This is a genomic window from Duganella sp., assembly GCF_039595735.1.
GTDB lineage: Bacteria > Pseudomonadota > Gammaproteobacteria > Burkholderiales > Burkholderiaceae_D > Rugamonas.
This window is the reverse complement of sequence record NZ_JBCNLB010000002.1, coordinates 324,228-347,990: the sequence shown is the minus strand read 5'-3', so window position 1 is coordinate 347,990 and position 23,763 is coordinate 324,228. Positions and strand designations below refer to the sequence as shown.

Genomic DNA, 23,763 nt, shown 5'->3' with positions numbered 1-23,763 from the left:
CTACGTGACAGGCGCGCCGCACTCGGCGCAGAATTTATCGTTTGCGCGGGCGGCCGGCACCACGTGGCCGTTGGCGCAGCGGCGCACATTGGCGACCACGGTATTTTGCGTATTCAGCAGATCAACCTGATAACGGCGATCCTTTTCCAGTTCCGCGTCGCGATGCGTGCGCTCTTCCACCACGCGCTCATATGCCATGCGGGCGGCTTCCACCGGCGACACACCATGTTCAGCCGCCACCACCTGCGCCAGTGCCTGGATTTGTTCCGCCGTCATGCCGCCCTGGATTTGCAGCTTCATGATCTGCGCCACCGCTTCCACATTGGATGGCGCGGCCACGGCGGCAATCGCCATGTCGCTCATGCGGTTGATGGTTTCCATGCGGCGGATCTCATGATCCTGCGTCGATTGCTGGATGCTGAAGGCTGCCGCACGCTCCTGCTCAAATTTCTTCAACTCGTGCTGCCAGGCGGCTTCCTGCTCTTTCTGCTTGAGGATCAGGCGCTGTTCGTCCACCGCCAGTTGATCCAGCATGGCCTGCTTGGCGCTGGCCTGATTCTGGCGCTGATGGATGCCATCCGCCTCGATGGTGCGCAGCAGTTTTTCATACTGGGCCACGGCGTCGGCCTGCGCGCCGCTGCGTTTCAGGTCTTCGATCTTCTGGCTGATCTCGGCCACCTGCACAGCGTTGGCGGCATCCTTGACGGCGTCTTCGCGCAGCAGCTCGCGCTGGCGCGCCAGCGCGAGTTGGTCTTCCCACTCCTGCACGCGTTCGGCCTCGCGGCGGCGTGCGGCGTTTGCCATCGTCATGCCTTGAATACGGGCGGCGTGGGCTTCCGCTTCAATCTGCAGCTCGCGCGCTTTCTCGTCTTTTTCACGCTGGCGCAGCGCCGCCAGCTCGCTGCGGCGGTGCGATTCATCTTCGATCAGCAAGGCTTGCGCGATCTGGTTTTCGATCGCCTGCTGACGCAACTGGTGCGACAGGCGTTGTTGCGCCAGTTGCCGTTGCTCGGCGGCGGTTTGCTGCAGCACTTCGAGTTCGGTACGCATGCGGATTTGGGCCAGATGACGTACATGTTCCCAGTCGGCCTGTTCGCCTACCCGATGCGCCTTGTTGCGCGCCAGTTCATGTTCCAGATCCGCCAGCACGGTGCCGGCGCCCTTGTCGAGGGCGACTTTGCGCGTTTTGGATTCCATTACGCGGCTGTAGAGTTCCACCTCGCGCGCACGGATAGCCTGCACGCGCTCGGCCTCTTTGAGCGACAGCTCGGCCTTGTTGATGCTGGCGTCCTGACGCAGCTCCGCACGGCGGAACTCCGAGTGCATTTTCTGCTCCTCGCGCCAGATCGCCTGCCATTCTTCTTCGTTGTAGATTTCGTCCAGTTGTTTGACATGCTCCAGCTGCACGTGGCGTTCGTCCGCCACCAGCCACATGGTGCCGAGGCGCTCGCGGTTGTGATCAAATTTATCGTGACGCAGCGCGGCGGTTTCCACGCCGTCCACCGCCAGACCATAGGTGGCAAGGCGGAGTTTGAGCGCGGCCTGCAGGCGCTCATTCAGTTGCAGGCGCAGATCGGCATTGCCGGCCATCTCGCGGATCGAACGGCTGCCGACGAATTCCGCCGCCAGCTGGCGCACCGACGGCTCCAGCAGCTCATGCAGATGCAAGGTGCTGACCACGCCCGGCACGGTCATGAAGTGTTGGGCGAAGGCCGGCACATTTTCAATGCGGATGGCGACGGTGAAGCGGGCCGAGATCTTCAGGTGCTCGGTGGTGTGCAGGTCGCTGAACGAGAACTCAACCGGCAGCGGCAGCGTGCGGGTGATGAGGATTTCAGCGTTCTGGTTGCGCAGCAGGTGGTTCAGTCGCGTGAAGAAGCCTTCGATTTCGTATTCGCCCTGCGGTACTTCGGTGGCCTTGTCGGCTTGCAGGATGTAGGCGCGCGTGGTGGCCGGCACGCGCAGTGTCTTGGTGAAGATGCCCGACAGTGTGCTGACGCCGAAGTAGACGGCCAGTTCATTGTCGCCGGGGACCCAGCGGTTGTCACGCAGGACTGGTTCGCTGCGCGGGGCGCCCAGCGTCAGGCCGCAGTGCTTGCAGTAGCCCGACTGGTCGCCGTTTTTGTGCTCGCACCGCGGGCATTTAACGCCGCCAAAACCAAACATTTGGAACATGACAAACTCCTTCTACGATTCATCTTTAGGGCTGTCCTGCGATCTGCCGATTTTAGCAGGGCGCGCCCGGTTTGCTTCTTGCGCACGGTTTAAATCATGCCAATCTTGTCAATACAGGCCAGACTTGCGCCTTTTTGGCGTAGCCCGGCGGCGTAGCCCGGCGGTAGATGGTCCTGCCAGTCCTTGGGCAGCAGCACGCGGTCGCCGTGGTTTACTTGACTGAGTATTAATTCCAGCTTGGGTTCGCGGCCCTCCACGGTGTCGACCCGGCCGGCGTGCCACGCGGTTGAGCTGCCAGTGGCGATGATGCGGCCGCGCGGGACGAATTCCCGGCCGCGCGCGAGACGATCGGCCATCACCAGCGCCAGCTGGTAGGAGCCGCCCTGGAAGCGCGGCTGGCCAAAGCGGACCACGCTGCGCCAGCGGTGCAGGCCTTTGCCGTCGAAGTGGCGGGCTGCGGCCAGGGTGTGGCGAACGTCCTGCTGAGCTGTCAAATCGAGGCCGGGGGCGGCGATGCTGTCTTCTTCGCTGGCCGCCGGGGCTTCCAGCGGGAAGACGCTGACTTCGAGCCAACCGAGGGTGTCATTGACGCCGCCGCTGTGCAACGGGAACCAGGTGCGCACGGTGGATACGGCGGCCGACAGGTCGGCGTGGCCGGTCAGCGCACCGAGGTGGGTGATGTGCAGCGTGCCATCGCCACCCCGCACCGCTGCGGCTGCGGTGGTGCCGGCATCGTGTAAGGCGGCAGCCGCGCCGGCGCCGGCCGTGAGGACTGTCGCGACATGCACGATACCGTCGACGCGGCCAATGTGCCAGGCGTCGGAACGGCCTTGGGCGGTGGTTTGCTGCCCGGCCCTGATTGGATGCAGGCCGCGGACCATGCGGTCAGCCAGGACGGCGGCCAGCTCCCAATCGCGTTCGTTGGCGGCGGGAGCAAGATCCATGCTGAGCACCACTTGATCGCGGCTGTCGAGGCGCACCTCCGTGTGACGCGCGAGACGGACCACTTGCTGCATGTGTTCAGCAATCGCCGGGGCATTCGGCACTGTGCACTTGACGTCGGCGCGATTGGCGCGCGGGCGGCGGCTGGCGGTAATGGTGACGGTGCGGCCATCGGCCAGCACACTGCGGCATTCGGCGTTGGTAGGGACTGCGGTGATGGAGATGGTGCTCATAATGATGGCTCCATGCGTGCGATGTGCGGCGTGCGACGCAGCGACAGGCCGGTTTCCAGGTTGGCGCAGATGCGGTCTGCTTCGTCCAGTAGCTGCGGCCATTGCTGCGGGTCTGCGCGTTGAAGGCGGGCCAGCAGGGACCAGGCTTCGTCCAGCGCTGTCTGGGCGATCAGGGTTTGGGCGCTGCGGCGGGCCTGGTCGTCGGCGGGCAGCGGCAGGTCCGGGGCGGCCCATGCCAGCGCGGGCATGGTGTTGACGTTCAGCGCTGCCATGCCGAGGCGCATCAGCAGGGCTTGGTGCTGCTGGAAGATAGTCAGGTCCTCGGGGAGCGTGAGAATGCGCAGTGCTGTGCTCAGCGCGGGCAGTTCGAGGAACAGGCGGCGCAAAGACCGCGCATCCTGTTCCGCCACCGGCCCTGCCGATGATGCGGCGAAGGCGCCAGCAGCAGGCGCGGAGGCAGCAGATGGCATAGCGCCGTGGGCTTGTAGGACCGACGCGAAGCTTGGCGCGGCCGGCACGGCAGCCGGCGCGGTTGGTGCGGCCGGCGGCACGGGCGGCACGCCAGATTGCGTGGCAGGCGCGGTGGACGCGGCGACAGGCGCGGTGGACGCGGCGGTTGGTGTGGCCGGTGCGCTGGTGTGCGCGGTCGGCACAGCGGGGCGCGCGGGCGGCAGGCTGGTTCGCTCGGTGGGCGCGGTGGCGGCGCGGGTTTGCAGGATGGCGGCGTAGTCGATTTGCTCGCCCAGGTCCACCGGCACGCAGTCGTCCACCGTCACGCCATACCGCGTGTACATCAGCTGATTCAGGCCAGCCCGAAACGCGTGCCATTCCTCCAGCGTGGTGCAAGGCGGCAGATCCAGCGCCCCCTGCGCCAACTCCGCCTGCAGCGCCAGTTCCGCCGACGATGCGAAATCGGCCAACGTCAGGCGCCCTGCCGTCTCGCTGTACAAATACAAATCAAACCGCTGCTGCGACACACGCGGATTGGCCGCATCCACCACAAACCGCAGCCGCAGCCCCCACTCCGGCGCCGCCGCAAACGGTATCAGGTCCGCCGTGTACGGCCCCGGATGAAAGCAAAACACCACCTCCCCCTGCTCGCACGACACCTTGCCAGCAGCAGCACGACGTGCATGGCCGGCCGCATTGAAGATCACCACCATGCTCTGGGCCGGCGCGATATCCCCCGCATCGAGCCGCAGCGCGATCAGAGAGGTGCCAAGGCCGCCTGTATCGGCGGCCGGTTTGCGGCGGCGGCTGAACAATCCCATCATCTACGGCGCTACCGGTTCGACGGCAAAGCCGGCTCCATAGAGTTGAAAATGCGACGCCGGCGCCGTCGCAAATGGCCACGCGCGCTCACATTCGCCGTCCGCATCGAGCCGTCCTTGCAGGACGATCGCCCCACCGCCATCAATAACGCGCAACTGCGGCTGCTCCCGCAGCAGACGCACCGCAAACGGCGCCTCGGCCGACAAGCTCAGAATCACCTGCCAGCCGCCATCCTGCGGCAGGAAATGCAAGGTCCAGTAGCCATCGTCCGTCACCAGTGCATCCAGCGTCTCCGCCGTAGCCGCCGCGCGCAGCATGCCACGACTGCCGGTCCACGCTGAATCGTTGGCGGCCGGCTGCACGGCAGCATGGCGCTCCAGCGACAACTGGCGGAAACGGCGCAACGTCAATGGCGACGCGGTCAGGGCCTGCCGCTCATTCGGCGTCAGGACACGGCTGCCGTCGAGGGCCGCCAGCATGGTGGCGTCGGCCAGCATCAGGCGATCGCCCGGCGCTGGGCGTGACAGCAGCACGCGTTCGCGCAAACGCGCTTCGAGATCATCTTGTGCTGAGTTCAAATCGTTCTCCTTCATCGCGCGCCCGCTGCCTGCAGCTTGGCGATCGCTTCATTACGGCGCTTGCGCAGCGTCGGCATCGAAATCTGGTCCAGTGCCGCCAACTGCTGCAAGGTCGGCAGCTCGCCGGTGGCCGGGTCCAGCCAGGCGTCCGGATAGGTGTCATCGGCTGCGCCCAGCAGCTTCTGGTAAACCGCCAGGCGAATCGGCAGCGACTCGTCACGCAATACGCGCACCGTCCAACTGCCGGCTTCCTGCGCTGCCCGCGCCAATTCAAGATAGCGGAGGGGCAGGGAAAGACCATCGGCGCGCGCCTGTTCGGCCGCCAGATCAGCCTCACTAACCACCTCAGTATCTGTCGGCGCCGGGTCCGCCTCGGCGGCATCTTCCTCATCCGACTCGGGTGCGGGGAGGATGCGGTCGTCGTCGCACGGCTGCCCGCTGGCCTCCTCCTGTTCCGACTCGCCCAGCACCCGCCAGTAATCTTCCAGCCATAGCGCCGCCTCGCCGGCCTCGCCCTGCCAGTCTTCCGCGCTGTCCAAATTGGCCGACAGCTCTTCGTAATCCCCAATTTCCGCCAGCAGCGACGCGATCTTTTCCGGGCTGTTCTTCAAGCTGGCAAAGCGCTTGGATTTGGTGTGCAAGGGCCCCGGCGCACCGGCAAACTGCTCCAGCGACTCGCTCCAGCGGATAATCCACTCTGACTTGCAGCCGGAGATCGACTTCATCTGCCGCACCTCGATCGGGGTGCCGGCCAGCGTCCGCCCAAGGATCGCCCCAACCTGCGCGGCATTCTGCTCCCACGCCGCGAACAGGCTGGCGATATCGCGATAGGCCGTATCCAGCATCCGGTAAGTGTAGATTTTGTTGGGCGAACACTCGCGCCCTGTGGCGACGATGTAATTATCCGCATCGACCTTGTCGCGCAAGGTGGCATACATGTCGTTGATCTTCTTGCGCAGTACACCCTCGGCTGCCGCATCGTGCCAGAATGCGCCGCTGCGCGCATGCTCGCTCGCCATGGCCGCCACAAACGCGGTCCAATATGCCGGCTGCGCCTGCAGCTCATACAGCAGGCCGAGCGACAATTCATACACGCTCTCGCCGTAGCTGTTGCCTTCGGCCTCGCCGCGTGCGGTGCGGGCGTTGGCGCGCAACGACGCCGCTACCGCATCGGTATAGGCGTCAAGCAGCGCCGCGTGCTGCTCGGGGTCGAGCACCTGGTGCATTTCAATCTGCCGGAACGCCTGCAACGAGCAGAGTCCCAGCAGCTTGCGCACTTGTTCCCAGCCATGCTCCTGATAGCGGGTTCCTGGCAAGCGCATAAAGTCCTGTAAGTGAGTAAATCAAAAGGCTTTTCAAGCATGCCATAAAAAGGCAACGAGCATTATCCCGTTTACAAGGCTATTTCCCCTTCTGTTCACCGTTCTGTGCTGCCAGCGTAGACAGGATGGCGGCAATCACCGGGGCCGCGTGCTCGCCGCCGGTGGCGTCGGAATGACTGACGAAGGCCGCCATCGCCAGCCTGTGGGTCTGACCTGGCAGGCTGCCCGGTTCCAGCCAACCGGTGAACCAGACCGTGGCCGTCTCCTCGCCACTGGGCGCAGTGCCGGTTTTGCCGTACAAGCCAGGACGTACGCCGGCCAGCGCCACGCTGCGGAACGCGCCGGCGCCAGTACCGACATCGACAACACCTTTCATGCCGGCCTTGATGCGGTCCAGCCGGATGCCCAGTGGCGGCGCAGCCGGCACGACGGCCTGCTCGCGCCCCAGCGACAGCAGCATGCGCGGCGCCACCACCCGCCCCTGTCCGACCGCCGCTGAAGCCAGAGCCATTTGCAGCGGCGTCACCTGCATGCGCAGGCCGATGGCCATCTGCCGCAGCTCGTGACGGGTGTGGATGGGGTCCATGTGCGCCGGCGTGGCCTGCAATGCGTCCCAGCTGCGCCAGTTGAAATCGGCCGGCAGCAAGCCGCCGTCAAGCCGCAGCGATTGTTCAAAGCCGAGGCGGTGCGCGGCCGCCACGATGGGGCGAATACTGTCCAGCGCATCGGGGTCGAGCGCTTGCAGGTCAGGCGCGCCACCGTCCGGGCGGCCGAACAGGCTGCGGTCACTCAGCTCGCTGGACCAGGCGAACCAGGTATTCAGACTGTAGGTCAGTGCCTGTGCCAGGCCGAGGCGGCCTTCCTGTGCGCGGCGATCCAGGCTTTGTTCGCGGTAGTTGGTGATGTGGGCCAGGCGCGGGTTCAGCGGATAGCTGGCGGCATCGGTCTGGAATCCATAGCCGCGCTGTGCGGCCAGCCGATTGATGGCGGGGAGCGGCATGCCGCCCAATAGCGCGTCGATCTGCGGATCGCTTTGCGCGGCGATTTCCAGTCCCAGTGCGCTCACCACCTTGAAAGTGGAACCAGGACTTTGGTGCGCGCCGCCATCATGCTGCAGCGCCGGCAGGCGCAGCGGGCTGCGCGCGGGGCTGGTGCGGTCGAAGTCACGCACCTCGGCCCAATTGGCGCTGGTGACGTTGCCCGCGCCAGCGCCCGCTGCCGCCAGGATGTCGCCGGTTTCGGTGTCGAGGATGACGATGCCGGCGTGACGGCCCTCCTGTGCGGCCTGACCGCCAATGCAGCGGCCCGTATCCCAGCGGCCCCGCTGCATGGCCACGCAGTCGAGAATGCGCTGGCTGAGCGCCTGCAGGGGCAGGTCCAGCGTCAGTCTGGCCTGCACCACGCCATCCGCGGCGGGCAGACGCGCCAGCATGCCGGCGATGCCGCTGGCATGCTCCGGATTGATGCCGAGCAGCGGCGCCAGGCCCGCCTCCACCGCGGCATCGCTCGGCGCACCATCGCTCCACAATGTGGTGCCATTACGGTCCTGCAGCTGGACCGGCGATGGCGCGGCAGCGCGCGAGACGGAGTTGTCGATGGCGGCGAGCGGCTGCCAGATCAGATGCCCGTCAACCACACGCAGGTGGCGGTATTTCTGGTCTTCCGGTGCATTGAAATCCAGCGGCTGCACGTCCAGCTGCACGCTGCGCGCGCCGGCTTGCAGGGTCAGCGCCATTTGCCGGACATCGCCGCTGTTAGCGCAGGCGCGGCCGGTGCAGGCCGGCGCGGATTGCGCGCTGGCGCCGATGATGCCATCGCCGACACGGCCCGCGACCAGCAGATGCAGCACCTCCCCTCCCGCAGCGGCGCGCGGCAGTGCGAGCGTCAGATGTACGGTTGGCCGGGCGCCCGTGCTTTCGCCGGCTTGCGGCCAGCGCGCCACGCGGGTCCATGGCTGCCAGCCTTGCGGCAGCGACGCGAACAGGCGCGAGGCGGACACCGGCATCTGGCTGGTGGTAGCCACCATCACCGGCGCATTGCCGTGGGCGGCGCCACTGCCGGTGCTGGCGGTCCACTCCAGCGCCAGTCCTTCGGGCGCCTTGATGCGCCATGCGAGCAGCCGGCGTTCGCTGTTGTAGATGTCGATCTGCTGGCGAACGTAGGCGCCGTCAGCCTGATAGTAGAGGCGCTTGAACAGCTTATTGGTGGCAGATCCAGGACGGACTTGCTGCCAGTTGCGCAGCTCCGCCGCCCGCTCCCCGCTGGCGGCAGCCAGCCATTGCGGCAGATCGCGCGGCGCCAGTTCGATCGCGCCACCGGGCGCCAGCCGGACCAGCCCCTGCGCCTGCAACTGATCGAACAGGGCCTGATCTTCCAGCGCGTTCCCGGCGCCATTGGGCACCTGATATGTGCCCGGCGCCAGATAAGCGCTGACCGCGCGGCCACGCGCCGGAAACGCGGTGACCAGCGCCGGGCCAGACGTCGCGGCGGCCGGGCGATACAACTGGACCAGCAGCTCACCGGCCTGCGGGCACATGGCATTGGTACGGCGTTCGATGCGCAGCGCGGAATCTACGCCCCACAGCAGCCAGCCCTGTTGACGCAACGCGACCTGGCCGCTGGTGCCCTGCTCCACCTGGCCGAAGCTGGCGTCACTCAGCCAGCGGGTATTGGCATGCTGGCTGCGCCAGCTCAGTTGCAGCGGTTCGCTCAACGGGTCGGTGAAGTCGGCGCGGGCAATGCCTTCGATCTGCACTTCCGGCATGGCGCCAGCGCTGCTGCGGTCAGCCACCAGCAGCACGTTGCGCAGCGAGATCTGTACATTGGCCTGCTCATTGCGTGCCACCCAGCGCTTGACGTCATCAAACCGATAGCCGAGGCGCAGTGGCAGCAGGCGATTGTCGGTCGGGCTGCGCATCTGGCTGCACAGGTCCACCCGCACGGGCGGCGCGGCTTGCAGGCCTGCGGCGATCAGCAAGGCGCCGCCGGGATGCAGACTGGTGCTGATGCCGGCTTGTTCCGGCACCGTGAATGCGATGCCTGGCAGGACCGATTGATAGGCATGCGCGGCACGCACGTTGGCGGCCGACTGCGGCGTGCTGGCCGTGGCTGCCGTCAGATGGCGCGCGTGGCCGGCAATCAGCGCACCGCCGCCGAGCGCGAAGCACATCCCGGCCGCAATCCATGCCATCCGCGAGCGCGCGACTGGCGCTGTGGATGCCGAATCAGGGCCCGTCCGGCGCGACTGCACCAGCGTCATCGTCGGCGTGCTGCGCTGGCCGGCACGCAGGTTGGCGCTGCGGCGGCGGGCACGCCGGCGCTCGGCCCAGGCTTGCAAGATCGTATGGATGAATCGCGGCATTTGCCCCTCGCGCTGGTGGTCTTTGTCTGCCTTTGCTTAGCAGGGGGACGAGGAAAAACACCCCTCTCATCCCGCCAAAACGCATTTCGGGCCGCAAAAAATGCGACTCGTCGCAATCCCATCGCAGCTTGACGAGGCTTTGGATACAGTGAGCACATCGAAACTCACTTTAACCACCGAAAGGAAGCAAAATGAAAACCCTGAAAAACTTCGAAGCCCTGTTTGTGATGACCGTCGCTCTGGCTTGCGGCGCCACCTACGCACTGGACAAATCCAGCGTGGACGTGCAAGACCCCAGCATGCAAGTTGTTGTGGTGAGCGCCAAGCGCATGACCGCTGAACAGAAGCTGCAATCGGTCCTGGAAGAACGCGCCACCACGCTGGCTGCCGATACCCAAAAAGCGAGCACGATTTGAGCGCCCGCAGCACCTTCGCCTGAACGCGCGGCCCCGCGTAACAGGCGAAGCTTCTACCCCTATCCCTGATCTCCTCCCCTGCAATCTGTTCGCCACCGCACATAGCGGCAAACAGCTTTGTGTCATATGTAAAAAGTTGCATCATTCACGGCAATACTTTTTACCGCTTGATATAGTTCGTCCAAGCGCCGGAACCGCGCTATTAAAGAGAGACGGAGGACTATCATGATCAAGCCAATTTTCGCTACCGCCATGCTCGCGCTGAGCGCAGCAGCTTTTGTACCATCCATCGCATCCGCGCAGGTCGGCGTCAGCGTTGTGATCGGCAATGCCCCACCACCGCCTCGTTTTGAAAGCGTGCCTGCACCGCGTCACGGCTACGTCTGGGCGCCCGGCTACTGGAACTGGGATGGCTATCGCCACGTCTGGCTGGGCGGCCATTGGGAGCGCGAACGCATCGGCAGCAGCTGGCGTCCTGCCGAATGGGTACGCGCCGACGGCGGCTGGCGTTTGAGCCCTGCCGGCTGGGTGGTGGTCGATAACGGCCCGTCGCGTGTCGACTACATTACGGTCGCGCCGCCTCCACCACGTTATGAACGCATTCCCGACCCGCGCCCCGGCTATATCTGGGCGCCCGGCTACTGGGAATGGCGCGGCAACCGCCACGTCTGGATCGGCGGTAACTGGATCGCTTCGCGCCCGGGCTACGTGTATGCACAGCCGCGCTGGATCGAGCGCGACGGCCGCTGGTTCCGTGAAGAGGCGCGCTGGGAGCGCGGACCGAACGGCGACCGCGATCATGACGGCATCCCTAACCGCTACGATCGGCATGACAACCGCTACGACCACCACGGCGGCCGCGGCGACCGCGATCATGACGGCGTCCCGAACCGCTACGACCGTGACCGCGATGGCGACGGCGTACCAAACAGGTATGATCGTCGTCCGGACAACCCTCGTCGCGATTAATGGATCATTTTGAGTTTGACACCTTGGCCACGGCCGCCTTCAAGGGCGAGCGCGTGGCCGCGCGTCGTCTGGTGGCGCGCATGCAGGTGACTGAGGCGCAGGCCTTGCTCCAGGTGTTGACCCTGGCAGCGGGTGCGGCCGGATTGGCGCAGCTGCTGCATCAACGCGAGCAATTACGGCTGCGTGATGAGGAAAGGCGTTTGGCAAGACAGGCCCATGCCGCGCACAAGCTTGCGCTGCGCAAGGCGGGCTTGCAGTCATCGGCCGCCTGGCGTGGATGGTTTGATGGATCGGCCCATCCCAATCCGGGGCAGATCGGGATTGGCGCCCTGCTGTGCGGGCCGGATGGGCAGCGGATGGAGATCAGCCGGCGTGCGGGATATGGCAATAGCAGCGAGGCGGAATATCTGGCGCTGACAGCCTTGCTGGAGCTGGCCGTCAAGATGGGCGCGACGGAGCTTGCGATTTGCGGCGACAGCCAGGTGGTGGTAAACGATGTGAATCTGGGCGCGGCGCGTGGCGCCAAGGGGTTGGAGGCGCATCGCGCGCGCGTGGTGGAGTTGATGGCGGCGCTGGGCCAGGTGCAGTTGCGCTGGGTGCCGCGCCACCGCAACGGCGACGCCGACCGTCTATCGCAGCAGGCCATCGCCAGCCCCACCGCTGCCGGCTGAATCCGGCGGCAAGCAGCGAGGATGCGCCCCTCCGGCGGCGCCGATCCCGTTTTGCCTTACGCGCGGCGGCGCGAGAGTTCGAGGGCCGGGCGGCTGGCTGACGCGCGGGCGCTGCGCGGCGTGAATGGCGTCACGCTGTCATGCACCTTGAACACGCTGACCGCCTGGGCCAGTGCCGCCGCCTGCTGCTGCATGGATTCCGCCGCTGCCGCGGCCTGCTCCACCAGCGCCGCATTCTGCTGCGTCACCGCATCCATCGAGCCGATGGCCTGATTCACTTCGTTGATGCCGGCGCTTTGCTCGTTGCTGGCCGCCGTGATCTCGGAAATCATGTCGCTGACCTTATGTACGCTGGCGACAATTTCATCCATCGTGGTGCCTGCATCGGCCACCAGCTTGCTGCCCAGATTCACCTTCTCCACCGAATCGCCAATCAGCGCCTTGATCTCCTTGGCGGCCGACGCCGAACGCTGCGCAAGATTGCGCACTTCCGAAGCCACCACCGCAAAGCCGCGTCCCTGCTCACCAGCGCGCGCCGCTTCAACGGCCGCATTCAGCGCCAGGATATTGGTCTGGAACGCAATCCCGTCAATCACCGCAATAATATCCACGATCTTGCTGGACGACTGATTGATCGAATCCATGGTGCCGACCACCTGCGCCACCACCTCGCCGCCCTTGACAGCCACCTGCGCCGCCGATGCCGCCAGCTGATTGGCCTGGCGCGCATTGTCCGCATTATGCTTGACGGTGGAAGTCAGCTCCTCCATCGAAGACGCAGTCTCCTCCAGCGCACCTGCCTGCTGCTCGGTGCGGCGCGACAGATCCTGATTGCCCTGCGCGATTTCAGAAGACGAGGTGGTAATGTGATCGGTGCCGCTGCGCACATCGGTCACAATGCCGAGCAGCGAAGCATTCATCTCCTTCAGTGCCGACAGCAGCTGGCCCGTTTCATCCTTGGCGCTATCGTCGATATGGCCGGTCAGGTCGCCGCTGGCGACCCGGCGCGCCACCGACACCGCCTCCTGCAGCGGACCGGTAATGCCGGTGGTGAGCAGCCAGGCGCAGGTCACGCCAAACGCCAGCACCAGGGCCGCCAGCACATACAGCAGATTGCGGCTGCTGGAGGCGATATCCTCGATATGCTGGGCTGCCGCGTCGATCTTCGCGCGCTGCATCTTCAGCAGTTCGACGATCAATTCCTGGTACTTGGCCGTGCCCGGGCGGAAAACGTTGTCAAAAATCTTGTTGGCTTCGTCCAGTTCACCTGCGGTTTTCAGCTTGGCGATCTGGTCGCGCGAGGACAGATACACCTTGCGCTGCTCGCCGATACGGGTAAACAGCTCCTTCTCGTCGGCGTCGGAAATCAGCGTCTCGATTTTCTTTTGCAGCTCGGAGGAAACGGCGGAGGAAGCCTTGGATTCTTCGGCAAAATAAGCGCCGAGGGAAGGATCGCTGCTGCGCGCGATCGCGGTGGTGCGGCGGATACCGCTATCAATCTTGCCCGACCAGTCGGAAATCATGCGTTCCTTGGCCAGCGGCACCTGCATCATTTCGCTGGTGGCCGAAGCCACGCCCTGCAGGCGCCACACGCCAATGCCGGTGATCAGCATCGCAAACGCCAGGATGATCGCGAAACCCAGGGCCAGGCGTTTTCCGATACTGATATTCGCCAACATATTCATTCTTGCACCTACCTCTCAGAGTAAATCAAAAACAAAGCTACGGAACCAGCATCGGGCATGCCCGCACGTGATTACGCTGCCAGTGCGGTGGTGTCGATCAGGCCCATGTCGGCGCTGGACATCAGCTTGTCGATGTCGACCAGGATCAGCATGCGCTCGTCAATGGTGCCCAGGCCAACGATATGCTCGGTATTCATGGCCGAGCCGATTTCCGGCGCCGGCTTGATCTGCTCCGGGGTCAGCGTGGTCACGTCCGACACGCGGTCCACCACCATGCCCACCACGCGGTGGCCGATGTTGAGGATGATGACCACGGTGAACTGGTCGTACGTCGGCGTACCCAGCTTGAACTTGATGCGCATGTCCACGATCGGCACAATGATGCCGCGCAGGTTGACCACGCCCTTGACGAATTCGGGCGCGTTGGCAATGCGGGTCGGCGTCTCATAGCTGCGGATTTCGCTGACCTTTTGAATATCGAGACCGTACTCCTCCTGGCCCAGGGTAAAGGCCAGATATTCGCCGGCGTTGGTGGCCGTGGCGTGCAGTTCGCTGACATTAGACATGGTTTTTCCTTCATTGCTAAAGTGATTACCCATAATGTTACCCCAAGTAAAGTTCCTTCGCAGCAAATAAATGCGCCTTAGCAATAAATAACGTTATTGCAATTTCCAGATTATGATTTCCACCATGGTGTATGATTTGAGCCAAAATCGTCCACACTCAGGGAGAACGATGAATAGCTTGCTCAACAGCTGGCACCCACGCCTTGTCGCTCTGGCTAACGCGGCCCAAGGGATAGACGGCGCGCACGACACCAACCACCTGCACCGCGTCTGGCGCAACGCCAGCCTGCTGCTGGACGATTATCCGGATGCCGACGCCCTGGTGGTGTTGGCCGGATGCTATCTGCATGACCTGGTGAATCTGCCCAAGAACGATCCGGAACGCCACCTTGCCTCGCGCAAGGCCGCGCTGCTGGCCAGCCGCCAGCTGGCCGAACTGGACTTCCCGCCGAATAAACTGGCGGCGGTGGCGCACGCCATCGAAAGCCACAGCTTCTCGGCCGGCATCCGTGCCGAGACCATCGAAGCCAAAATCGTGCAGGATGCCGACCGGCTGGATGCGCTGGGCGCGGTCGGCCTGGCGCGCCTGTTCTACACGGCCGGCCGCATGGATTCGGCGCTGGCGCACCCGGACGATCCGATGGCGCTGCACCGCGACCTGGATGACAAGGCCTATGCGCTGGACCACATCGACACCAAGCTGGCCACCCTGCCCGGCAAGATGCAGACCGCTGCCGGCCGCCGGATGGGCGAGACCCGCCTCAAGGAACTGATCGCCTTCCGCGACACCTTCATCGCGGAATGGGCCGCCAGCCCGGCCGCGCCGTAACCAATCATCGAATCCCCATGACCAAACCTGCATCTCCGGGCAATCTGAATTTTGTACTGATCTGCGTTTTCATCGACATGCTGGGCATCGGGCTGATTGTGCCGGTGCTGCCGGTGCTGGTGGGGGAATTCACCGGCACGCGCGAAAATCAGGCCTACTGGTATGGCGTGATGAGCGCCACCTTTGGCCTGATGCAGTTTATTTTCATGCCCATGCTGGGCGCCATCAGCGACCGCGTCGGCCGCCGCCCGGTGCTGCTGTATTCCATGGCCGGCATGGCGATCAACTTCTTCACCACCGCATGGGCGCCGAATCTGGCCTGCCTGTTCATTGGCCGCGTGATCGGCGGCATGTCGTCGGCCAGCATGTCGGTGGCGTCGGCCTATGCCTCAGACATCTCGACGCCGGAAAACCGCGCCAAGAGTTTCGGCAAGGTCGGCGCCGCGTTTGGCCTCGGCTTCATTTGCGGGCCGATGCTGGGCGGGCTGCTGGGTACGGTCGATCTGCACTTGCCGTTCTACGTGGCCGGTGCGCTGTCGGTGGCCAACTTCGCCTATGGTTATTTTGTGGTGCCCGAATCGCTGCCGGAAGCGCGCCGCGCACCGTTCACGCTGGCCAAGATCAATCCGTTCGCCGCACTGATCAAGCTGGGGCGCCGCGCCGATATCCGCGGCCTGATCGTCACCTACACGCTGGTGACGCTGGCCGCCATGATGCTGCAGACCACTTGGGTGCTGTACACCACCTTCCGTTTCAACTGGACGCCGGGACAGAACGGCGCGGCCCTGTTCTGCGTCGGCCTGACGGCGGCGGTGGTGCAGGCCGGCCTGCTCGGGGTGCTGATCAAGCGCTTTGGCGAAGTGCGGCTGTCGGTGCTTGGCCTGGTGTCGGGCGCCATCACCTACCTGTTGTATGGCCTGGCCACGCAGGGCTGGATGATGTATGTGCTCATTATCTGCAATGTGCTGTCGTTTGCCATCGGCCCCGCCCTGCAAAGCATCATCTCCAAGAGCACCCCGCCCAACGAGCAGGGCGAGTTGATGGGATCACTGCAGTCGATCAGCAGCGTGGGCGTCATCTTCATGCCGCTGCTGGGTTCCGCCATCCTGGGTGAAGTGAGCCACCTGGCCGCCAACGACTGGCGCGTGGGCAGCACCTTCTACCTGTGCGCCATGATGCAGACGTTGGCCATCTTCGTGGCGCAGCGCTACTTCAGCAAACACGCGGTGCAGGCATGAAGCCTGCCCTTGCCATCGCCGCCTGCCTGCTGGCGCATGACGCGCTTGCGGGCTGCTCGCGCGATATCACCGCGCCGGTGTCGGCCAACGGCGCCAGCGTGATTATCGAGGGCGCCAGCGTGAAGGGCATCTATCCCGACCTGCTGCGCGCCTCCGGTCCCAAAATCGGCTGCCACTTCGTGTTTACCGTGGTGCCGCGCGCGCGCCAGGTGGCGCTGTTCAAGGCCGGCCTGGCGGACGTGCTGGTGCCGGCATCGCGCACCGCCGCACGCGATCAGCTGGGCACCTTCATCCCCATGATCAATCACCGCGCCATGCTGATCTCGGTGAACAATGGCCGCGCGCCGATCACCAGCGCGCAGGATCTGCTGGCGCGCAAAGACCTGCGCGTGGCGGTGGTGCGCGGCTTCGACTACGGCGAGGCTTACACGGCGCTGGTCGACGAACTGCAAAAGCAGGGCCGCCTGTTCGTGGAGGTCGACGTGATCGGCATTGCGCGCCTGCTGCATGCGGGATCGGCCGATGTCACCATCATGGGCCCCACCCTGATGGCCGGCGCCATCCGCCGCGATCCGCGCGTGAACGGCTTGCAGGAAAAGCTGAAGATGGAAGCCATCCCAGAGCTGCCGTGGCATCAAAGCGGGGCCTACGTCTCCAACGCGCTCAAGCCGGAAGACCATGCGCTGATCCGCGACATGCTGGAAAAAGCCGGTAAATCCAATCAGATCATGGATGGCTACCTGCACTACTTCCGCGCGGACCTGCTGAATGACAGCGTGCGTCCGCGCTGACCAGGCTTATTTCGCTTCCACCGCCGGCAGCTCGACCGCGCTGTTGTGATACACCTTCAGCGTCGCCTTCCTGTAGTCGGAAGGCTTGGCGTAGAAGATGTTTGGCACATAGGTCTGCGGGTTGCGGTCGTACAGCGGGAACCAGCTCGATTGCACCTGCACCATGATGCGGTGGCCGGGCAGGAATACGTGGTTCGCGTTCGGCAGCGCAAAGCGGTAGCGCTGCACTTCATTGGCAGGAACCGGCGCTGGCGTCTCAAGGCTGTTGCGGTAGCGGCCACGGAAAATGTCCATGGCGATGCCCAGCTGGTAGCCGCCCAGCTCCGGCTGCGACGGCACCTCGTCCGGGTAGACGTCAATCAGTTTCACCACCCAGTCGGCATCGGTGCCGGTGGTCGATGCCATCAGGTTGACCATGGTCTGGCCGGCGATCTGCACTTTGGTTTTCAGCGGTTCGGTCACGTAGGTCAGCACGTCGGTGCGGTCGGAAACCGCGCGCTGATCGCTCACCAGCCATGGACGCCACACATTGCCGTCGCCCATGCGTACCGGACGCGGTACGAACGGCACCGGCTTGGCGGGATCGGAGACGTATTCGTCGTAGCCATCCTGTGGCGCGTCAAAGCCCAGCTTCAAGCCGTTTTGCAGGTACAGCGGCTTAAGCTGCCGGGTCAGCGGCCATTGCGGCAGCTTCTGCCAGCGATTCACGCCGGTCTGATAGAACAGCACTGGCGGCGTATCGGCAGCCGGCGCGCCATCCTTCAGGTATTGATCGAGGAAAGGCTGCATCACGTCGCGGCGGAATTCCAGCGCGGTGTCGCCGGTGAACTTGAACACACCGAGGCTGGAGCCGTCGTAATTCACGCCGCTGTGACGCCATGGGCCGACCACCAGGAAGTTCTTCCGGTTGTCGGTGTCTTTCTGCTCCAGCGTCTCGTAGACGGCGTAGGCGCCGTAGATGTCTTCCTGGTCCCAGTAGCCCACCACGGTCATGGTTGGCACCTTCAGCGGTTTTTTGGCGAGGATTTTATCCAGCGCCTGGTGCTGCCAGTAGCTGTCGTAGGCCGGATGTTCGAACAGTTTTTTGGTGAAGTTGAGTTGATCGAGGCCGAATCTGGCGGCGTAATCGGCGGCCGAACCGGCGCGCAGCACGCCTTCGTAATCGTCGTAGACGCCGGTGGCCAGCTGCTTGCCGCCGCCCTTGGCGCCGGTCTGGCCGGCGATGTAGCTCAGGTTGGGCATGCGGAAGGCGCCGTTGTGGAACCAGTCGTCGCCGCGCCAGCCATCGACCATGGGGCTCATCGGCACCGCCACTTTCAGGGCCGGATGCGGGTCAGTCAGGGCCATCAGCACAGTGAAGCCCTCGTAGGAAGAGCCGATCATGCCGACCTTGCCGTTTGATTCCGGTACGTTCTTCACCAGCCAGTCGATGGTGTCCCAGGCGTCGGTGGCGTGGTCGGTGCGGGTGTGGTTGAGGGGGCCGATCAGCGGCCGGGTCATCACGTAGTCGCCTTCCGAACCGTATTTGCCGCGCACGTCCTGAAACACGCGGATGTAGCCTTCGCCGACCATGGTTTCATCGCCCTGCCCGACGATGGCCTGGATGCTCGGGCTGGTGTTGCGGCTGGCGCGGCCGCTGGCGTTATACGGCGTACGGCTCAGGATCATGGGCGCGCGCTGAGCGCCTTTCGGGATCACGATCACGGTGTGCAGCTTGACGCCGTCGCGCATCGGGATCATCACATCGCGCTTGATGTAGTCGGCATTGGGAATGGTGGTGTCGAACTTGGCGGGGATATCCGGCGCCATGGCCGGCGTCTGCGCAAAAGCGGGGAAAGACAGGACAAGCAAGGCTGCAAGCACACCACGACGCATATCAGCTCCAGAAAAAGTTTCTAAAGGAGCAATATACCACTAATGCAAGAGTTTAAAGAGTACTGCCGTCACGCCAGATTGCACAACCACCAAGCCAACCATCCACTGGATCATCTCCGACTTCCATTGCGTCAGTCGCATGTCCAGATAATCCCTGGTCAACAACGGCGAATCGATCAGTTGAAACCTCGCAGAAAATCCCCCCTCGACCAGTGCATCCATGAATGCCACCATATTGAAGTTGTTGGCCATTTTTTTTCCTTTTTGGCTTAGACCGGCTGGCACGCGGGATAGTTCCCGACCTTGACAGATAGCCACCAAACTGCAACCATACGGCCATGATTTTTTATGCCCCACTTCACGCCTGCACGTATTGGCGCCGCTCCTAGCGCGAGCGGCCACTGTCTACCCATAGTGATGTGATATTTTTATCAACGCCGCCCTCGTCTGGTGGCGTTTTTACATCCAGGCCGGGGCAACGCAATAGCCACCCCAAGGAACCCTGATGAGTCTGCCTGAACAGTCCAACACCGAAGCCGTCGCCGTCGCCCCGCAAGGTCCGCAAATCATTCTGACCGGCGACCGTCCGACCGGCCCGCTGCACCTGGGCCACTACGTCGGCAGCCTGCGCAACCGCGTGGAATACCAGCACCAGTTCAAACAGTTCATCATGCTGGCCGACTCCCAGGCCCTGACCGACAATATGGACGACACCAACAAAGTGCACCGCAACGTGGTCGAAGTGGCGCTGGACTATCTGGCCGTCGGCATCGATCCGGCCAAGTCGACCATCCTGATCCAGTCGCAGATTCCGGAGCTGGCCGAGCTGACGTTCTACTACCTGAACATGGTCACCGTGGCCCGCCTGGAGCGCAACCCGACCGTGAAAACCGAAATCGCCCTGCGCGGCTTTGAGCGCGACATTCCGGCCGGCTTCCTGACCTACCCGGCGTCGCAGGCGGCCGACATTTCGGCCTTCAAAGCCACGCTGGTGCCGGTCGGTGAAGACCAGATCCCGATGATCGAGCAAACCAACGAAATCGTGCGCCGCTTCAACCGCATTGCCGACAAGGAGATCCTGGTCGAGTGCAAGGCGCTGGTGCCGGACATCGGCCGCCTGCCGGGCATCGACGGCAAGGCCAAGATGAGCAAATCGCTGGGCAACACCATCAACCTGGGCGCCAGCGCCGCTGACATCACCGCCGCCGTGAAGAAGGTCTACACCGATCCGCTGCACCTGCGCGTGGAAGATCCGGGCCACCTGGAAGGCAACGTCGCCTTTATCTACCTGGACGCCTTCGATCCGGAAAAAGACAAGCTGGAAGAAATGAAGGCCCACTACGTGCGTGGCGGTCTGGGCGACTCCATCGTCAAGAAGCGCCTGGAAGCCGTGCTGCAGGACATGCTGGCGCCGATCCGCGCCCGCCGCGAGGAACTGGCCAAGGACAAGGGCTACATCATGCAGATCCTGAAAGAAGGCACTATGCGCGCGCGCGAAGTGGCGGCGCAAACCGCCGACGAAGTCAAGGCCGCGCTCGGCCTGAGCTACTTCTGATCGACCTCACCTTGCTGTGGCTGGCGTCGTTCTACGGCGTCGCCAGCGCGGCCTGCTTCATCGCCTACGCCATCGACAAGTCGGCGGCGCAGCAGCAGCGTCGCCGCATCTCTGAACGCACCCTGCTGTTGCTGGGGCTGTGCTGCGGCTGGCCCGGCGGCCTGCTGGCGCAGCAATGGCTGCGCCACAAGTCCAGCAAGACCAGCTTCCTGATCCCGTTCTGGCTGACCGTGCTGCTGAACGTGGCGGCAGTGGGCGCGCTCACCGCTACAGTCCTGACGGATATGTCTCCGGAAACTCGTCCGCCGTCCAATGCGCGGAATACTCCAGCGGCTTGAGCGCGCTGCTGCGGTCGACGTGGATCAATGCGTCAAACTGGCGCGCCACGTCGGCCTCGAAGTAATGGCTGATGCGCTCCGTTTCCGGACGATAGATCACGCCGATGGCGCGCTCCAGCAGCGGCGCCGGCAAAGCCGCCCGCACGCTGTCGCGCCCGCGCAGCGGCAGCAGGAAGCGCGGCATCGCGCCCTCGCCCAGCTGATGCATCAGCGCCTCCACGCTGCCGGCCAGTGACGGCCGCACGCGTTTCAGTTCGGCCGGGCCGTCCCATTCACTGGCTGCGGTCACCGTGCCCTCGTGCGTGGTGAAGCCGAGCAGATAGGTCTGCTCCAGACCGTGCCGTTCGCGCATCAGCTGGCCCAGATTGAGCTGGCCGCCGCGCCCCATTTCCGTGGCGCGCGCATCGCCCAGGTGCGAATTGTGGGCCCAGACGATCAGCCGCGCCGGGCTGCCCTTGCGCGCCGAGATGTGAGCGTGCAAGGCATCCAGGGTATCGGCCATGTGGGTGTCGCGGATATTCCAGGATTCGTCGCGGCTGCTGAACATGGCACGGTAATAACGCTCGGCATTCTGCGCCACGCGCGCATGCTGCTGGGCGTAAAACAGTTCATCCGGCACCGACGCGCCGGGCCGGTTCATATGCCGCATCGCCTGCGCGGTCAGTTCACCCAGCTGGCGCACCACTTCATCTTCGCAATCCTTGCGCATGCCAAAGGAGGTGGCGTAGCCGTAATGCTGCGGGTCGAGTGCAATGTGATCGATACAGCTGTAGCGCTCGCGCGCGCGGCGCGCCGCCTCCGGGTCCGCGTGCTCCAGATAGCGCACCACCGCCCGCATGGATTTGTGCAGGCTGTATAAATCCATGCCAAAGAAGCCAATCCGGCGGCCCGCTGCCGGCACGTGCTGGTTGTGCAGGCGCATCCAGTACAGCAGGTCGACGATATCGTCATTGCGCCACATCCATTGCGGGAAGCGCTCAAAGCCGGACAGGGCCTGATCGGCAGTCTGGTCGCTGCCGGTCGTTTGCACGAAACGACTGACCTGCAGCGCGTCCGGCCAATCGGCCTCCACCACGATGGCATCAAAGCCGCGTTCCACGATCAGCCGTTTGCTGAGGTCCGCGCGCAGGCGGTAGAACTCGCGCGTGCCGTGGCTGGCCTCGCCCATCAATACCAGCGAGGCCTGGCCGATGTGGTCAATGACCGCGTCCAGCTCGTCATCGGTCTCCAGCGGCAAGGCCTGCTGGCGCAGTGCCGCCATGTTTTCCTGCTCTGACATGATCTGGCCCTCCAACATTTCACCCAGATATGCGACACTCTATGGTTTATTTTGTTTTTGTGCTTTGGAAAGAGTGTGCGCTGATGTGGAACGGGGTGTTATGCGGATTGCTGGCGGGAGCCATGTGGGGCATGGTGTTTGTCACGCCAGTCTTTCTGAGCGCGTTCACGCCATTGGAAATGGCCTGCGGCCGCTACATCGCCTACGGCCTGATCGCCGCCGCCCTGATGGGCACGCGCCTCAAGCCGCTGCTGCGCCGGCTTGACCGCGATGACATCATCGCCATGGTCAAGCACGCGCTGGCCGGCAACATCGTCTACTACATGCTGCTGGCGCTCGGCGTGAAGTTCGCCGGGGTGGCGGCCACCTCGCTGATCATCGGCGTGCTGCCGATTTCCGTCACGCTGATGGGTCACAAGGACCACGGCTCGGTGCCGCTCAAGCAATTGACGCTGCCGCTGCTGCTGGTGGCGGCCGGCATCGCCTGCATCAACATCGACGTGTTTACCCATGACGCCGGCAACGGCATGCCGCGCAACTACAAGCTGCTGGGCGTGCTGTGCGCGGCCGGCGCGCTGGTGTGCTGGACCTGGTACTCGGTCGACAACGCCCGCTACCTCAAGCGCAATCCCCATTTCAGCAGTGGTGAATGGTCCTCCCTGTACGGCATTTCCAGCGGCCTGATCGCGCTGGTGATTGCACTGGCGGCGCTGGCCATTTTCCATGGCGACGTGACCGGTGCGGCAGCGGCGGCCAGCGGCCGTGACTGGGGCGTGTTCTGGATCGTCAACGCCCTGCTGGCCCTGGGCGCCTCAGTGATCGGCAACCACCTGTGGAATGTCGCCAGCCGCAAAGTGCCGCTGACCTTGTCCGGCCAGCTGATCCTGTTTGAAACGCTGTTCGCGCTGCTGTACGGCTTCATCTACAAGCAACAGTTGCCGCGCGCGCTGGAGATTGCGGCCATGGTGCTGCTGGTGGCAGGCGTGATGTGGTCGGTGCGCGTGCATGCGCTGGACGATCCCAGCGAAGCGCACGCCGATTAGTGATTGTCGAGCAGGCCGTTCTCGCTGAGCACGTCCTGCACCAGCTCCAGCCGCAGCACCGGATTTTCCTGCAGCAGCAGGCGCTGCTTCTCTTCCATGTCCAGCCGCAGCAGCTCGCACCAGCGGTTGGCCACCCAGCCGGCCTCGTCCAGCCGGTACGGCGGCGCCAGCGACATATTGGCGGTGGAAATCTGCTTCTTCTGCAGCGAGCGGATCAGCGCGCCCAGCGCGTTGGCCACGTCCTGCTGCTCACTTGGAATCGGCACCACCATGTCTTCCGCCACCTCTTCCACCTCGGCCATCCACAAACCGTGCTTGAGCTGCTCGGCCGACTTGATCTGGAAGCGGGTGGTGCCGATGCAGGAAATCTGCAGCAAGCCCGGCAGCGGCGCGCTCCAGTCGAGGATGCGCGCCATGGTGCCGCAGTCGGACAGGGTTTCATGCTGATCCGGCACGCGCACTTCGCTGCCGTCCAGCAGCGACACCACGCCAAATTCTTCGCCCTTGGCGATGCAGCGCTTGACCAGATCGAGATAGCGCACCTCGAACACCTGCAACGGCAAATGGCCGTCAGGGAACAGGATGGTTTTCAGCGGAAAAAGAGGAATCGATGGCATTTCGCTAT

At 64.1% G+C, this 23,763-nt stretch carries 21 protein-coding genes; 9 read left to right on the top strand and 12 right to left on the bottom strand.

Annotation, left to right across the window (positions count from 1 at the left end; translation table 11 throughout):
* The 6 genes from ABDW57_RS06635 to ABDW57_RS06610 all read right to left on the bottom strand — a co-directional run bounded on the left by ABDW57_RS06635 (nucleotide 1) and on the right by ABDW57_RS06610 (nucleotide 9,883).
* Nucleotides 1–2,175: a hypothetical protein gene (locus tag ABDW57_RS06635; RefSeq protein WP_343729413.1), complete on the bottom strand. Its 2,175-nt coding sequence runs from the start codon at nucleotides 2,173–2,175 to the stop codon at nucleotides 1–3.
* A gap of 89 nt (nucleotides 2,176–2,264) precedes the next feature.
* On the bottom strand, nucleotides 2,265–3,350 hold the full coding sequence (locus tag ABDW57_RS06630) for a hypothetical protein (RefSeq protein WP_343729412.1): 1,086 nt from the start codon (nucleotides 3,348–3,350) through the stop codon (nucleotides 2,265–2,267).
* Nucleotides 3,347–4,624, bottom strand: a complete 1,278-nt coding sequence (locus ABDW57_RS06625) for a hypothetical protein (protein ID WP_343729411.1) — start codon at nucleotides 4,622–4,624, stop codon at nucleotides 3,347–3,349. Before ABDW57_RS06625 ends, ABDW57_RS06630 begins: the two co-directional genes overlap by 4 nt.
* Nucleotides 4,625–5,200, bottom strand: a complete 576-nt coding sequence (locus ABDW57_RS06620; protein ID WP_343729410.1) for a hypothetical protein — start codon at nucleotides 5,198–5,200, stop codon at nucleotides 4,625–4,627.
* A gap of 11 nt (nucleotides 5,201–5,211) precedes the next feature.
* Nucleotides 5,212–6,522, bottom strand: coding sequence for a hypothetical protein (locus ABDW57_RS06615; protein WP_343729409.1), 1,311 nt, complete (start codon nucleotides 6,520–6,522; stop codon nucleotides 5,212–5,214).
* A gap of 79 nt (nucleotides 6,523–6,601) precedes the next feature.
* The gene (locus tag ABDW57_RS06610) at nucleotides 6,602–9,883 is read right to left on the bottom strand and encodes a penicillin-binding transpeptidase domain-containing protein (RefSeq protein WP_343729408.1); all 3,282 of its coding nucleotides are present in this window, start codon (nucleotides 9,881–9,883) and stop codon (nucleotides 6,602–6,604) included.
* A 191-nt stretch (nucleotides 9,884–10,074) separates the two neighbouring features.
* Between ABDW57_RS06610 and ABDW57_RS06605 the strand changes: the two genes are divergently transcribed.
* The 3 genes from ABDW57_RS06605 (at nucleotide 10,075) to ABDW57_RS06595 (ending at nucleotide 11,939) form a co-directional block, all read left to right on the top strand.
* Nucleotides 10,075–10,299, top strand: coding sequence for a hypothetical protein (locus ABDW57_RS06605; RefSeq protein WP_343729407.1), 225 nt, complete (start codon nucleotides 10,075–10,077; stop codon nucleotides 10,297–10,299).
* A gap of 225 nt (nucleotides 10,300–10,524) precedes the next feature.
* Nucleotides 10,525–11,268 carry a hypothetical protein gene (locus ABDW57_RS06600; protein ID WP_343729406.1) on the top strand — a complete coding sequence of 248 codons (744 nt, stop codon included), beginning with the start codon at nucleotides 10,525–10,527 and terminating at the stop codon, nucleotides 11,266–11,268.
* The gene (locus ABDW57_RS06595) at nucleotides 11,268–11,939 is read left to right on the top strand and encodes a ribonuclease HI family protein (protein WP_343729405.1); all 672 of its coding nucleotides are present in this window, start codon (nucleotides 11,268–11,270) and stop codon (nucleotides 11,937–11,939) included. Before ABDW57_RS06600 ends, ABDW57_RS06595 begins: the two co-directional genes overlap by 1 nt.
* A 56-nt stretch (nucleotides 11,940–11,995) precedes the next feature.
* Here ABDW57_RS06595 and ABDW57_RS06590 read toward each other — a convergent pair whose 3' ends face one another.
* Both ABDW57_RS06590 and ABDW57_RS06585 read right to left on the bottom strand, forming a co-directional pair.
* The gene (locus tag ABDW57_RS06590; protein ID WP_343729404.1) at nucleotides 11,996–13,624 is read right to left on the bottom strand and encodes a methyl-accepting chemotaxis protein; all 1,629 of its coding nucleotides are present in this window, start codon (nucleotides 13,622–13,624) and stop codon (nucleotides 11,996–11,998) included.
* A 71-nt stretch (nucleotides 13,625–13,695) separates the two neighbouring features.
* The gene (locus tag ABDW57_RS06585; RefSeq protein WP_343729403.1) at nucleotides 13,696–14,190 is read right to left on the bottom strand and encodes a chemotaxis protein CheW; all 495 of its coding nucleotides are present in this window, start codon (nucleotides 14,188–14,190) and stop codon (nucleotides 13,696–13,698) included.
* 169 nt (nucleotides 14,191–14,359) lie between these two features.
* On the opposite strand from ABDW57_RS06585, the gene ABDW57_RS06580 reads away from it, so the two are divergent.
* From ABDW57_RS06580 to ABDW57_RS06570, 3 genes are read left to right on the top strand one after another with little or no spacing between them, the layout of a single operon-like run.
* The gene (locus tag ABDW57_RS06580; protein WP_343729402.1) at nucleotides 14,360–15,019 is read left to right on the top strand and encodes an HD domain-containing protein; all 660 of its coding nucleotides are present in this window, start codon (nucleotides 14,360–14,362) and stop codon (nucleotides 15,017–15,019) included.
* Between the two features lie 17 nt (nucleotides 15,020–15,036).
* Entirely contained in the window at nucleotides 15,037–16,257 is a 1,221-nt protein-coding gene (locus ABDW57_RS06575) for a TCR/Tet family MFS transporter (protein ID WP_343729401.1), read from the top strand.
* Nucleotides 16,254–17,048 carry a transporter substrate-binding domain-containing protein gene (locus ABDW57_RS06570; protein WP_343729400.1) on the top strand — a complete coding sequence of 265 codons (795 nt, stop codon included), beginning with the start codon at nucleotides 16,254–16,256 and terminating at the stop codon, nucleotides 17,046–17,048. Before ABDW57_RS06575 ends, ABDW57_RS06570 begins: the two co-directional genes overlap by 4 nt.
* A gap of 6 nt (nucleotides 17,049–17,054) precedes the next feature.
* Here the strand turns inward: ABDW57_RS06570 and ABDW57_RS06565 are convergent, their stop codons facing one another.
* Entirely contained in the window at nucleotides 17,055–18,857 is a 1,803-nt protein-coding gene (locus ABDW57_RS06565) for a CocE/NonD family hydrolase (protein ID WP_343729399.1), read from the bottom strand.
* 105 nt (nucleotides 18,858–18,962) lie between these two features.
* The gene (locus ABDW57_RS06560) at nucleotides 18,963–19,175 is read right to left on the bottom strand and encodes a hypothetical protein (protein WP_343729398.1); all 213 of its coding nucleotides are present in this window, start codon (nucleotides 19,173–19,175) and stop codon (nucleotides 18,963–18,965) included.
* 253 nt (nucleotides 19,176–19,428) lie between these two features.
* On the opposite strand from ABDW57_RS06560, the gene trpS reads away from it, so the two are divergent.
* Nucleotides 19,429–20,478 (top strand): tryptophan--tRNA ligase, encoded by a 1,050-nt coding sequence (gene trpS / locus ABDW57_RS06555; RefSeq protein ID WP_343729397.1) that lies wholly within the window; start codon nucleotides 19,429–19,431, stop codon nucleotides 20,476–20,478.
* Between the two features lie 11 nt (nucleotides 20,479–20,489).
* The gene (locus ABDW57_RS06550) at nucleotides 20,490–20,816 is read left to right on the top strand and encodes a DUF1294 domain-containing protein (protein ID WP_343729396.1); all 327 of its coding nucleotides are present in this window, start codon (nucleotides 20,490–20,492) and stop codon (nucleotides 20,814–20,816) included.
* Here ABDW57_RS06550 and ABDW57_RS06545 read toward each other — a convergent pair.
* A complete protein-coding gene (locus ABDW57_RS06545; protein WP_343729395.1) occupies nucleotides 20,746–22,095 on the bottom strand; it encodes an erythromycin esterase family protein in 1,350 nt (449 codons plus the stop codon). The two genes, ABDW57_RS06550 and ABDW57_RS06545, sit on opposite strands and share 71 nt — an antisense overlap.
* Before the next feature lie 83 nt (nucleotides 22,096–22,178).
* On the opposite strand from ABDW57_RS06545, the gene ABDW57_RS06540 reads away from it, so the two are divergent.
* A complete protein-coding gene (locus ABDW57_RS06540; protein WP_343729394.1) occupies nucleotides 22,179–23,138 on the top strand; it encodes a DMT family transporter in 960 nt (319 codons plus the stop codon).
* Here the strand turns inward: ABDW57_RS06540 and ABDW57_RS06535 are convergent.
* Nucleotides 23,135–23,755 carry an LON peptidase substrate-binding domain-containing protein gene (locus tag ABDW57_RS06535; RefSeq protein WP_343729393.1) on the bottom strand — a complete coding sequence of 207 codons (621 nt, stop codon included), beginning with the start codon at nucleotides 23,753–23,755 and terminating at the stop codon, nucleotides 23,135–23,137. The two genes, ABDW57_RS06540 and ABDW57_RS06535, sit on opposite strands and share 4 nt — an antisense overlap.
* Between the last annotated feature and the right edge of the window lie 8 nt (nucleotides 23,756–23,763).

What these genes read in the sequence shown, in the direction of transcription:
- ABDW57_RS06615 (WP_343729409.1), bottom strand. Translation starts at nt 6,522, where the DNA reads ATGCGCTTGCCAGGAACCCGCTATCAGGAGCATGGCTGGGAACAAGTG.
- ABDW57_RS06535 (WP_343729393.1), bottom strand. Translation starts at nt 23,755, where the DNA reads ATGCCATCGATTCCTCTTTTTCCGCTGAAAACCATCCTGTTCCCTGAC.
- ABDW57_RS06635 (WP_343729413.1), bottom strand. Translation starts at nt 2,175, where the DNA reads ATGTTCCAAATGTTTGGTTTTGGCGGCGTTAAATGCCCGCGGTGCGAG.
- ABDW57_RS06585 (WP_343729403.1), bottom strand. Translation starts at nt 14,190, where the DNA reads ATGTCTAATGTCAGCGAACTGCACGCCACGGCCACCAACGCCGGCGAA.
- ABDW57_RS06610 (WP_343729408.1), bottom strand. Translation starts at nt 9,883, where the DNA reads ATGCCGCGATTCATCCATACGATCTTGCAAGCCTGGGCCGAGCGCCGG.
- ABDW57_RS06630 (WP_343729412.1), bottom strand. Translation starts at nt 3,350, where the DNA reads ATGAGCACCATCTCCATCACCGCAGTCCCTACCAACGCCGAATGCCGC.
- trpS (WP_343729397.1), top strand. Translation starts at nt 19,429, where the DNA reads ATGAGTCTGCCTGAACAGTCCAACACCGAAGCCGTCGCCGTCGCCCCG.
- ABDW57_RS06575 (WP_343729401.1), top strand. Translation starts at nt 15,037, where the DNA reads ATGACCAAACCTGCATCTCCGGGCAATCTGAATTTTGTACTGATCTGC.
- ABDW57_RS06580 (WP_343729402.1), top strand. Translation starts at nt 14,360, where the DNA reads ATGAATAGCTTGCTCAACAGCTGGCACCCACGCCTTGTCGCTCTGGCT.
- ABDW57_RS06560 (WP_343729398.1), bottom strand. Translation starts at nt 19,175, where the DNA reads ATGGCCAACAACTTCAATATGGTGGCATTCATGGATGCACTGGTCGAG.
- ABDW57_RS06600 (WP_343729406.1), top strand. Translation starts at nt 10,525, where the DNA reads ATGATCAAGCCAATTTTCGCTACCGCCATGCTCGCGCTGAGCGCAGCA.
- ABDW57_RS06625 (WP_343729411.1), bottom strand. Translation starts at nt 4,624, where the DNA reads ATGATGGGATTGTTCAGCCGCCGCCGCAAACCGGCCGCCGATACAGGC.
- ABDW57_RS06545 (WP_343729395.1), bottom strand. Translation starts at nt 22,095, where the DNA reads ATGTCAGAGCAGGAAAACATGGCGGCACTGCGCCAGCAGGCCTTGCCG.
- ABDW57_RS06595 (WP_343729405.1), top strand. Translation starts at nt 11,268, where the DNA reads ATGGATCATTTTGAGTTTGACACCTTGGCCACGGCCGCCTTCAAGGGC.
- ABDW57_RS06605 (WP_343729407.1), top strand. Translation starts at nt 10,075, where the DNA reads ATGAAAACCCTGAAAAACTTCGAAGCCCTGTTTGTGATGACCGTCGCT.
- ABDW57_RS06590 (WP_343729404.1), bottom strand. Translation starts at nt 13,624, where the DNA reads ATGAATATGTTGGCGAATATCAGTATCGGAAAACGCCTGGCCCTGGGT.
- ABDW57_RS06570 (WP_343729400.1), top strand. Translation starts at nt 16,254, where the DNA reads ATGAAGCCTGCCCTTGCCATCGCCGCCTGCCTGCTGGCGCATGACGCG.
- ABDW57_RS06540 (WP_343729394.1), top strand. Translation starts at nt 22,179, where the DNA reads ATGTGGAACGGGGTGTTATGCGGATTGCTGGCGGGAGCCATGTGGGGC.
- ABDW57_RS06565 (WP_343729399.1), bottom strand. Translation starts at nt 18,857, where the DNA reads ATGGCGCCGGATATCCCCGCCAAGTTCGACACCACCATTCCCAATGCC.